Here is a 10,499-nt window from a genome sequence, read left to right on the forward strand (position 1 = left end):
GGAGAGCCACATGATCACACTGCTGCGGGTCGATCACCGTTTATTACATGGTCAGGTCGCTTTTTCATGGACCCAGTATATCGGGGCCGACTGCATTCTGATCGCCAATGACAGCGTGCCCAATGATGAATTACGCAAGACCACCATTAAGCTGGCCAAACCCCCGTCGGTAAAACTGGTGATCAAAACGATTGCTGACGCGGCAGAGGCATTAAAAAGCGGCGTCACGGATAAATACCGCCTGTTTATTGTGGTGGAATCCGTCAGGGATGCCTGGCGGCTGGCGAAAGCGTTCCCTGATATTACCAGCATTAACCTGGGCGGCGTAAAAGCCAGGGAAGGAAGCCGGACAATTTCAAAGGCGATTAATTTATTGCCGGAAGAGATTGCCCAACTGAATGAATTAATCCAGGCGGGCACGGAAGTGGAAATCCGGCAGGTGCCCAATGACCGGAAAATGTTATTTAACGAGTGTGTCTGATTCCAGGGGGAAACAATGGTAGAGGCACTGTTGCTTGGGCTGGTCGCATTTATTGCGCAGTCAGAATATGCGCTTGGCACCTCCCTGATTTCGCGCCCTGTGGTTACCGGGCTGCTGACAGGGCTGGTGCTCGGCGATGTACAGACCGGGATCATCATGGGGGCGACGCTGGAGCTGGCGTTTATCGGGTCATTCTCTGTCGGGGCGTCGATCCCGCCGGACGTGGTGACCGGCGGCATTCTGGGGGTGGCGTTTGCCATTACCTCCGGCGCCGGCACTGAAACGGCCCTGCTGCTGGGGTTGCCGATCGCCACGCTGACGCTGGTGCTGAAAAATATCTATCTCGGGCTGTTTATCCCGCTGCTGAACCAACGGGCGGATGCCTATGCCGCACAAGCGGATACGCGCGGCATTGAACGGATGCACCTGGTGGCCGGGTTCGGCATGTCGCTGATGCTGGCGGCGGTGGTCACCTTCTCCTTCATGGTGGGCAGTGATGCGGTGAAATCGCTGCTGGAGGCGATCCCGGCGTTCATCAAACATGGGCTGAGTGTCGCTACCGGCATTATCCCGGCACTGGGCTTCGCCATGCTGGCGCGGCTGCTTATCACGAAACAGGTTGCGCCCTACTTCTTCCTGGGCTTTGTCCTGATGGCCTACCTGAAAATCCCCGTGACGGGCATTGCCATCCTCGGCGCGATTATCGCCGTGATCATGGTGAACATGACCCGTCTGAACCCACGCACCGCAACGGTACAAGGAGCCGGGCATGACAATGAAGATGATTTCTGAAGAGCAGGCGGTTGAAACCGTTGAGCCGCACCAGGCGCTGTCGGCGAAAGAGCTGCGCCGCGTATTCTGGCGCTCGTTCCAGATGGAGTTTTCCTGGAACTATGAACGGCAGATGAACCTGGCGTTTGTCTATGCGCTGATCCCGGTGCTGAAAAAGCTCTACCCGCGCAAAGAGGATCTGGCCGGGGCGCTGAAGCGGCACCTGGTGTTCTTTAATACCACACCGCACATCGTCACCCTGATCCTCGGCATCACCGCGGCGATGGAAGAGAAGAACAGCCACCAGCGGGACATGGATGCCGCCTCGGTCGACAGCGTCAAAGCGTCGCTGATGGGGCCGTTGGCCGGGCTGGGGGATTCGTTCTTCTGGGGCACCCTGCGCCTGATTGCCACCGGGATAGGCACCAGCCTGGCGCTGAAAGGCAGTCTCCTGGGGCCGTTGCTGTTCCTGCTGGTGTTTAACGTGCCGCATATTGCGCTGCGTTACCTCTTTACGCGCTGGGGCTATGTGCTGGGCACCGGGGTACTGCAACGGGTGCAACAGAGCGGGATGATGGAGAGCCTGACGTTCGGGGCCGCCATCATCGGGCTGATGGTGGTCGGCGGCATGACGGCCTCGATGATCGACATTACCATCCCGCTGGCCTTCGGCAGTGGTGACGCCAAAACCCAGGTGCAGTCGATCATCAATGAGGTGATGCCCTGCCTGCTGCCGTTGCTGAGTTTTGGCCTGGTTTACTGGCTTTTGGGGAAGAAGGTGAAACCTTTAGCGATTTTGGGCGGCATGGCCGTCGTGGGTATCGCCGGTTCCTGGCTGGGCATCCTTTGAGGGAAATATCATGAGCACATCTTTGCTGAACACCCCGACCATGCTGACCTATATCTATGACGAACCCAACGCGCTGGCGAAAATCGTCCGGGAATACGCGCATACCCTGCTGCCGTTAACTGAGCACCTGCGCGGGCGGCAGATAAACAGCGTCATGATGCTGGCCACCGGCTCCTCCTATAACGCCGCACTGTGCGCCCGCTGCTATTTTGAGGATACCTTCGGCATTCTGGTTGAGATTAAAGAGCCGTACCACTTCACCCACTATGAACGGGTTAACCCGTCCACCTCACTGGTGCTGGCGATATCCCAGAGCGGCAAAAGCGCCTCGACGCTGGCCGCGATGCAAAAGGTGCAGGCGGCGGGCATCCCGGTGTTCTGCCTGACGTCAGATCCCACCAGCCCGGCCGCGCAGGCCGCTGACGGGGTGCTTGACCTTAATACCGGCATTGAGCGCGTCGGGTTTGTGACCAGGGGGTTCAGCGCCACCGTGCTGAACCTGCTGTTGATCGCCCTGCTGATTGCCGGACATCAGGGGGTAATCAGCCCCACGGCGGCGCAGGCTGAGCGCCGGGTGCTGCAGGATCTGGCTCAGGCGCTGCCGGGAGTGATTGAAAAAAGTGAAGCCTTTATCCGGCGTCACCACCGTGCCTGGCAGGCCGCGTCGCGCTATGTGGCGATTGGCTATGGCGCGCTGGTCGGCGTTGCGCGGGAGGCGGAAACCAAATTCACCGAAACCGTGCGGCTGCCCGCCAGCGGGGTTGAGCTGGAAGCCTATATGCATGGCCCCTACCTGGAGGCGAACCCCTCGCACCTGCTGTTCTTTATTGAGGATACGCACAATAGCCGGTTACGGGCGTTGCGCGATTACATGCAGCCCCATGTCAGCCAGGTGTTCACGATAACGCTGGATGATGATGACGCGTCTGACACCGTATTGTCGCTGGGGGTGCCGCTCAGCCACCCGCTTTCCCCGCTGCTGTTGGTTGTGCCGTTCCAGTTACTCTCTTTCCATCTCGCCGCCCTGCGCGGGGTGGATCTCAGCCTCCGTATTTTTGATGACTTTGACCGGGTGTTAAAGAGCAAAATCTAAGTCCACCTTCAGGAGAGATACATCATGTTAGGGTTTAACCAAGACGAGTACCTGACCAGTGCCCGTGAGATCATTGCTGCGCGCCGGACGGCGGAACAGGTCGCTGACGCGATCCACACTGCCGGGTTCAGCAACCTCTTTTTTGCCTCTGTGGGCGGCTCGCTGGCCCCGATGATGGCGATTCAGGAGTTTGCCAAGGAGATGACCAGCCTGCCGGTGTTTACCGAACAGGCGGCGGAGCTGATTGCGAAAGGCAATAAAAAGCTCACCCCTGATTCGGTGGTGATTACGCTGTCAAAATCGGGCGATACCCAGGAGTCGGTGGAGATAGCCCGCTGGTGCCGTGAACAGGGCATCCGGGTGGTGGCGATTACCCGTGAGGAGAATTCCCCGCTGGCACAGGCCGCGACCTGGCATATCCCGATGCGCCATAAAAACGGCGTGGAATTTGAGTATATGCTGCTGTTCTGGCTTTTCTTCCGCCTGCTTTCCCGGCACGGCGATTTTGACGCGTACGCGCAGTTTGCCGACCAGCTGGAGGTGCTGCCGGATAATCTGTTGCGGGCCAAACGCCAATTTGATGGCCGGGCAGCAGAAATCGCCCGTCGTTACCATCAGGCGGACTACATGATGTGGGTCGGCGGCGGGGAAATGTGGGGGGAAGTCTATCTGTTCTCCATGTGTATTCTTGAGGAGATGCAGTGGAAGCGTACCAAGGCGGTGAGTTCAGCGGAGTTCTTCCACGGTACGCTGGAGTTGCTGGAAAAGGGGACGCCGCTGTTTCTGGTGAAGGGCGAAGGGCCATGCCGGGCGCTGGATGATCGGGTTGAACGCTTCGCAGAGAAGATCGGCGTACAGCCGGTGGTGATCGACCCGCGCGATTATGCGCTGGAAGGCATCGATCAGGCGTTCCGCCGGTTGATGGCGCCCTGCCTGGTGTCGACGCTGCTGGTAGACCGGCTGGCAGCCCACTTTGAGCACCAGACCGGCCACAGCCTGGATATCCGCCGTTATTACCGCCAGTTTGAGTATTAATCCTTTTACCGGGGGCGCTGTTGCCCCTGGTTTTTCTTTGCCCTGCGCACCTTATCCCGTCGTATCCCGTCGGTTACCCCTTGGTGATCACCGCCTCTCCAGGGAAATCCCCTTCTCTGCCTGACATTCAGACACTTATAAAGCATTATGCCGCTGGGTGATGGGTGACACTGTCACTTAATCCTGCTTTCGCAGCCCGCTAAGCGAACATAAAAACCAGCGTTGCGTGACGTTGTCACAGAAAAAGCGGGCATTTATCAGGGAGAATGCCCGGCAGTGAGAACGGATCAGGGTGATGGCGGCAACCACGCCGCCAGGAAGAGACAGCACCGACCGGGTAAGCCGGTGCTGTTCAGGTTACGGCGTCCCTGCCGCTGAGACGCGCCAGACGATGTTACCGGCATCATCGGCGATCAGCAGGCCGCCCTGCTGGTCTTGCGCCAGCCCGACCGGCAGGCCGCGCACTTCTTTCTGGTCATCCGTCAGGAAGCCGGTGACCACGGGTTTTGGTTCACCTACCGGTTTGCCGTCACGGAATGCCACCCACGAGACGCGGTAACCGTTCAGCGGTTTGCGGTTCCAGCTGCCGTGCTCACTGACAAACGCCCCGCCGCGGTACTCCGCCGGCAGGTTGGTGCCGGTATAGAACAGCAGGCCGAGCGGTGCCACGTGGGAGCTGAGGGCGTAATCCGGCTTAATCGCCTTCTCGACCAGATCCGGCCGCTGCGGGCGGACGCGCTGGTCAATGTGCTGGCCGAAATAGCTGTACGGCCAGCCGTAGAAACCGCCCTCCTGCACCGAGGTCATGTAGTCCGGCACCAGATCGGCCCCGATCTCATCACGCTCGTTGACAATCGCCCATAACTTGCCGGTCTGCGGTTCCCACTGCAAACCGGTGGGGTTACGCAGGCCGCTGGCGTAGATGCGGCTCGCCCCGCTGGCGACGTCCACCTCCAGCACGGCGGCGCGGCGGTACTCATTGCCGAGGCCGTTCTCGGTGATGTTACTGTTGGAGCCGATCCCGGCATAGAGCTTGGTGCCGTCGGGGCTGGCCAGCAGCGCTTTGGTCCAGTGGTGGTTAATCGGCCCGCCGGGCAGATCCGCCAGCTCTTCGCCCGGATCGGTGATCTGGGTCGCGCCGGGCGTATAGGGGTATTTCCTGATGGCGTCAGCATTGGCGACATACAGCGTGTTACCAATCAACTGCACGCCAAACGGCGAGTAAAGATGCTCCAGGAAAATATGCTTCTCCCAGGTCCCGTTGTTATTGCGCAGCAGCGTGATGCGGTTGCCGCCCGGCCCGCCCTTGCCGGAGGACTGCTGCACCACCCCCATGATCAGCTGCTTCGGCCGGTTCGGCGTTTTCGACGGGCCGTTGGCCTCGACCACCAGCACATCATTATTCGGCAGCACATAGAGCTGGCGCGGGTGCATCAGCCCCTCAGCCACCCGTTCAATCTTCAGCCCGGCGGGCACTTTCGGGGTTTCCCCCGCTTTCCAGGACACGCCGCTCGGCACCTGCATCGGCGGCAGCAGGAAGTTTTTCGCTTCCGGCAATTGCGGGTCGGGGCCGACCTGTTTGTTCGGGTCAAGGGTGCCGCCGTCATCACAGCCGGCCAGGATCACCGAAAGCGCCAGAAGGGAAAGCGTTCGCAGGTTGCTCATCGTGTGACTCCTTGAATCTTCGCGGTTCCGTGGGTACGCAGGGCCAGTTGCAGGTTGGCAAACGCCAGCAGCAGCACCACCAGCGTGGAGAGGATCACCCCTTCCGGCACCACGGCGTAGGCGTCGCGGCTATGGATAAAGGCGTTCACAATCGCCAGCACCACCGCCAGCGCATTGGCCCAGAAGTGCACTTTCACCGGCGAGCTTTGCGGGTAGGCATGGCCGACCCACACCTGCACCAGATTAATCAGCCGCGGGATGATGGCGAGCAGCAGCCCCAGCACAATCAGCCAGCTGGCCGCGTGCGTCCAGAAAAGGTCATAGGTGGTGGCGTAAATAATATCGAAAATCCAGGCGGCGGTGAAAAAGCCGAATGGAAGCGGGTTAAGCAACTCATACAGCGCCACAGCGGGCGCAGAGCGGCGGGGTGTGCTGCCGGTGGAGGCCATTCATAAACTCCTTATCAAAGGGGATAGCCGGTCTGGCCAATCCCAGTCGTTCACACTCAGTAGGTGATACTGACACCGTGGATCACAACAAGCAGAAAAGCCGGGCGCACGGGGGGAATTCACCGGCACCGCCATTAACTATAGAGGAAAAACCAGAAATGCCAGGGAGATCAGGTGATTGATGGGCCCAGAGACAGCCCTGCCGCCGAAAACCGGTGAAAAAGGCCCCATCACAATGGAAAACAGTACGCAAAACGTGACGCTGTCACAGGATTGTCATTAAGGCTGTGCGGCGGCGGCGTAGACTCCGGGCTGCCCTGCCGGAGGATTGATCTGGGCAGGATACCGGGCTTAAGGATGCTGGGCTTAAGGATGAAAGTTTTTATGTATGCACACAGGATAATAAATAACAGGCTGGTTCTTTTTGAAGGGGGAAGCTACCTCGATATTGCATTTTGTTGGAACAGGAACCCGCGGCAAGAACGGCAATTCCGCTTGATCTTCTGCTCCCCCAGTCTTGACCCTGTGGCGGCGGAATCAATGCATCATATGCTGGGCACTGATTTGTATACTCAGTCGGTGCGGGTGGTCAGTTTTTATGATCACAAACAGGAGAAACAGAACCCGCACAACCTGTTTAAAAGGCCTGAGGATGCACCTGCATTATCTTTGCGTGAGCTTCATTATTTATACAGTACCTTGATTGATATCATGTTTACGATAGCAAAAAATGAGAGAATCCATCTTCTGTATTTTGTCGGAGAAAATGAGCAACTTAACGCAATTTATACGCGTTACCTTAGAAAATTTTCAGAACGACACAACCTTATCTGTTTCATCAAAGGAGCATCTTATGCGATATGGACGCCGGGCAGCCCAGCCTGAGGAAAAAATCGATTATCAGGCCATTCGCGCGGGGAAAGCCGCGATGGTAAAACGCTTTATGGCAGCGAAAGCGGAGGCTGAACGCCAGGGCAACGTTGTGATTAAACCTTTGTGATGCGGGTGGCGCAAAAAGCGATTTGTTGGGATACCTTTTTGCGCACACAAGCCTTTTGCGTACTCTGGAAAGCGGCCGCCACGCGGCTAAGCAGCCGCCCGCCCCTCATACACTGTGCGCCGGTTGCCTCGGCAGGGTAAACGCATTCAGCGAGCGCAGCACCGCCAGCTGTTTCACCATCCAGGGGCTGAAGGCCCAGGGGACGGCGGCGGCCCCTTCATAGAGCGACTCCAGCGTCACCCACTGGTAGTCCATCACTTCACTGTGGCGCGGCGTGGGGGTGCTGTCGGTATAGGCACGGAAAATCGGGCAATACTCGTTCTCCACAATGCCGGAGGCGTCAGTGGCGCAGTACTGGAAGTTATCAGTGATTAACGTCACCTCCTCCACCTGCAACCCTATCTCATACAGGCAGCGCCGGTTTACCGCCGCTTCCATGCTCTCCCCTAATTGTGGGTGGCCGCAGACGGAATTGGTCCAGACCCCTGGCCATGCCACTTTATTGATGGCCCGGCGGGTGATCAGCAGCTTGCCTTCGGCGTTGAAGATGTAGCAGGAAAACGCCAGATGCAGTGGGGTATGCGCGGTGTGAACCTGCGATTTATCCATGATCCCAATGTGTTGATGGTTGGCATCCAGCAAAACCACATGTTCCGTTGCACGATTATTCATTACTCACCTTTCTGGCATCCGGCTGACGGGCAGCACGCGCGGTCAATTTAGGATTAATGCTATAGAAAGTATAGGAGAAAGGGATCCCCGGCGCGAACCTTTTCCCGAAACCAAAAACGATTTCCCGAAACGAAACACCAGCAAACGTAAGAAAATACGTCTGCCCCGACCGCTCTTTACGACAAGCGATTTTTAACGCCGGTGCACGGGCCAACCAGCCGGGCTGTCAGCGGGAAAACGCGCCCCCCCCCTGTAAGCTAAGAGAAAAAGCCCGCACTGCGGGCTGAAGAAGGGATTACTCAGGGGTATGCCGGGGGGACGATAACCGGAAACTGAACGTTTTCGACTGGCAAGGCGCCAGCCGGCCGACGTCACCGGGGGCTTGCGGTGGGGTTGCCAGCGGCTGCTCGTCCATCGCGGTTTCCTGCCAGTACGTGATCGGGTGCGCGCTCGTCAGGTGCCCGCTGAGCGGCTGCTGCTCATCAGGGTTGTAGACCCGGATCACCAGCTCTTCCCGGTCTTCCGCTTTTTTCAGCGCACTCAGCACCGGGCCGCTCTCCGCCATCGCCAGCAGGCTGTAGTGGCGTGGGGTGCAAAACGGGGCCGGGTTGAGTTTCATCGCATCATAGGGGATTTTGTTATAACAGCGGATCGGCGTCATGGCGGCGCGCGCCTGTTGCATTACCCCCGCGGCGAGCGGATCACCACTGAAGCTGAACAAACTGAACGCACACTGCAACCGCCCGCGCATCTGGGAATCCGGCGTCGGCAGGCTGATACCGGAGGGCCGCCCCGGCCGTAACAGCAACGATGCCTTGCCCAACATACCGACCGAGCGGAACAGCGTCAGCGCCAGAGTATTGTGATTGGAGTTGTTATGGCGATCGCTGATGACTTCCACCTCGCGCAGCCCTTCGGTGAACAGGGCCAACCCCTGCTTGCCGTCCGTGAGCGCGGCGAAGTTCATCAGTTGCCACACCGGCACCGGGGCCTCTTTCCACCCTTCGGCTTCCCAGTCAGCCATCGCGCTGTCGTTGACCGGCCGGGTGATGCAGCCAAACTGGTTGTCCGCCAGCAGGGTCTGGCTGGTGAACGGCACCGGGATCAGCACCCGCAGCCGGTGGTCATCGGCCTGGTTGTCCAGCGTCATGGCGATGTCGATGCGGCGGCTGTGGTGCGCCAGCGTCACGCGGCACTGCACATCAATATAGCCGTCAGCCCGGCGTTCGGCGCGCTGCGCCAGCGTGGCCGGCACCGCCATCCGCAACCGGATATGGGCGATGCTCTGCCACGGCTGGTGCTCAATGGCGGTGGTCACCGCGCTTTCAGTGGAGTAACGCAGCCACTCCTGCCGTGAGGGCGAATAGTCATACTCGTCGCCGTCATCCGAGCCTTCTTCCAGTTCCAGCACCTGCTCATAACAGCAACCGGTGAGCCGGTCACGAATCGTCAGGGTGCCGTTGGCGTTTACCCGGATGCGGTAATAGGGATTCTCCAGCTGCGCGGCCGCCTGGGAAGGCGCAGGCAGCGCCGCCCCGGCAACGTCGGGGTGGATGGAGAGCGTGCGGTAACCCATCGGCGGCAGCGTCTGCGCCAGCTGGATGTCATACTCCATAAACGGCCGGTAGTTGCCGTAATGCACAATCTGCCGGTCCACCAGCCCTGGGTCTGTTTCCCGGCAGGCGCAGATAAAATAAGGCACCGGATCGCCCTGCTCATCGGTAATCGCAAAACGGCCGGCGCGCAGGCGCACACGGGCCATGATCACCTCATGGCGTTCAAAGGGCATCAGGTTGACCATACAGAGCGCATCAGCCGGTGCGCCGGGCAGCGCGGGCATGTTGTCGGCAATCTTGCGCAGGGTGAACTGGATCAGGCTTTCTGCCTGGTCTTCCGCCCGCTGGAAACGCGCCATCACGTCCCGGTGTACCTGATCACTGCAACAGCAACTGATGCTGTCATGGGCATGGTTTTTCAGGATGCCTTTCCATAGCTTCTCCAGCAGGCCGTGCGGGTAGCCGAACCCCAGTGACCAGGCGATCGTTGCCAGCGGCTCAAGCTGGTTAACGATTTTGTTCTCTATCGCTGCATGGGCCAGTTTGATGTCCATGCGCGTGGAGGAGATCGTCCGGTGGACGCGCATATATTTGCCGTCATTGAATTCGCCGCGCAGCACCGGCAGTTGTGGCCGCAGCGCCTCGATGCGCTCAAAGACCGGCTCAAAGCGCCCCATCACAAACGTGCGCCGGGGGTAGAGGCGGCGCAGGGTCGCCAGCACGTCGTGAATATTCTGCTGGAGCGGCATCTGGTCATGGCCGTTCGGCAGCAGGATGACCTGCGTGAGCGAGGCGTTCTCCAGCACGGTGAAATAGTCGTCCAGCCGTTTGCGCAGGCCCTCTTCATCAGCGGGCAGGTATTTGCCGATGGCGTAGCCCAGCGGCAGCACCTGCACCGCCACTTCGCTGCCGTCCCGGCTTTGCCAG

General features: G+C 59.2%; 11 protein-coding genes. 7 read left to right on the forward strand and 4 right to left on the reverse strand.

Annotated features, from left to right (window positions below; genetic code table 11):
• Window positions 1-10: 10 nt before the first annotated feature.
• Genes CYR52_RS19430 through CYR52_RS19450 form a run of 5 tightly spaced genes read left to right on the forward strand, consistent with a single transcriptional unit; the run spans window position 11 to window position 4,230 of the window.
• A complete protein-coding gene (locus CYR52_RS19430; RefSeq protein ID WP_072929706.1) occupies window positions 11-481 on the forward strand; it encodes a PTS sugar transporter subunit IIB in 471 nt (156 codons plus the stop codon).
• A gap of 15 nt (window positions 482-496) precedes the next feature.
• Entirely contained in the window at window positions 497-1,273 is a 777-nt protein-coding gene (locus CYR52_RS19435) for a PTS mannose/fructose/sorbose/N-acetylgalactosamine transporter subunit IIC (protein WP_101829242.1), read from the forward strand.
• The gene (locus CYR52_RS19440) at window positions 1,251-2,102 is read left to right on the forward strand and encodes a PTS system mannose/fructose/sorbose family transporter subunit IID (protein ID WP_072929710.1); all 852 of its coding nucleotides are present in this window, start codon (window positions 1,251-1,253) and stop codon (window positions 2,100-2,102) included. The genes CYR52_RS19435 and CYR52_RS19440 overlap by 23 nt, the downstream gene beginning before the upstream one ends.
• A 10-nt stretch (window positions 2,103-2,112) precedes the next feature.
• Window positions 2,113-3,195 carry an SIS domain-containing protein gene (locus CYR52_RS19445; RefSeq protein ID WP_072929712.1) on the forward strand — a complete coding sequence of 361 codons (1,083 nt, stop codon included), beginning with the start codon at window positions 2,113-2,115 and terminating at the stop codon, window positions 3,193-3,195.
• A gap of 24 nt (window positions 3,196-3,219) precedes the next feature.
• Complete coding sequence (locus tag CYR52_RS19450) at window positions 3,220-4,230, forward strand: SIS domain-containing protein (RefSeq protein ID WP_101829243.1); 1,011 nt, start codon at window positions 3,220-3,222, stop codon at window positions 4,228-4,230.
• 357 nt (window positions 4,231-4,587) lie between these two features.
• Here the strand turns inward: CYR52_RS19450 and CYR52_RS19455 are convergent, their stop codons facing one another.
• Both CYR52_RS19455 and CYR52_RS19460 read right to left on the reverse strand, forming a co-directional pair.
• Entirely contained in the window at window positions 4,588-5,895 is a 1,308-nt protein-coding gene (locus tag CYR52_RS19455; protein WP_072929716.1) for a PQQ-dependent sugar dehydrogenase, read from the reverse strand.
• Complete coding sequence (locus tag CYR52_RS19460) at window positions 5,892-6,344, reverse strand: DUF2231 domain-containing protein (RefSeq protein WP_072929718.1); 453 nt, start codon at window positions 6,342-6,344, stop codon at window positions 5,892-5,894. The genes CYR52_RS19455 and CYR52_RS19460 overlap by 4 nt, the downstream gene beginning before the upstream one ends.
• 372 nt (window positions 6,345-6,716) lie before the next feature.
• Here CYR52_RS19460 and CYR52_RS19465 point away from each other — a divergent pair, with 372 nt between their 5' ends.
• Both CYR52_RS19465 and CYR52_RS22725 read left to right on the forward strand, forming a co-directional pair.
• Entirely contained in the window at window positions 6,717-7,229 is a 513-nt protein-coding gene (locus tag CYR52_RS19465; protein WP_146001358.1) for a hypothetical protein, read from the forward strand.
• Entirely contained in the window at window positions 7,198-7,344 is a 147-nt protein-coding gene (locus CYR52_RS22725) for a hypothetical protein (protein WP_165698439.1), read from the forward strand. The genes CYR52_RS19465 and CYR52_RS22725 overlap by 32 nt, the downstream gene beginning before the upstream one ends.
• 105 nt (window positions 7,345-7,449) lie before the next feature.
• Here the strand turns inward: CYR52_RS22725 and idi are convergent, their stop codons facing one another.
• Both idi and CYR52_RS19475 read right to left on the reverse strand, forming a co-directional pair.
• Entirely contained in the window at window positions 7,450-8,016 is a 567-nt protein-coding gene (gene idi / locus CYR52_RS19470; RefSeq protein WP_072929723.1) for an isopentenyl-diphosphate Delta-isomerase, read from the reverse strand.
• Window positions 8,017-8,311: 295 nt separating this feature from the next.
• On the reverse strand, window positions 8,312-10,499 hold a 2,188-nt coding region (locus tag CYR52_RS19475), incomplete at its 5' end, for a glycoside hydrolase family 38 C-terminal domain-containing protein (RefSeq protein ID WP_101829245.1).

It is taken from the genome of Chimaeribacter arupi (assembly GCF_002858805.1).
Classification (GTDB): domain Bacteria; phylum Pseudomonadota; class Gammaproteobacteria; order Enterobacterales; family Enterobacteriaceae; genus Chimaeribacter; species Chimaeribacter arupi.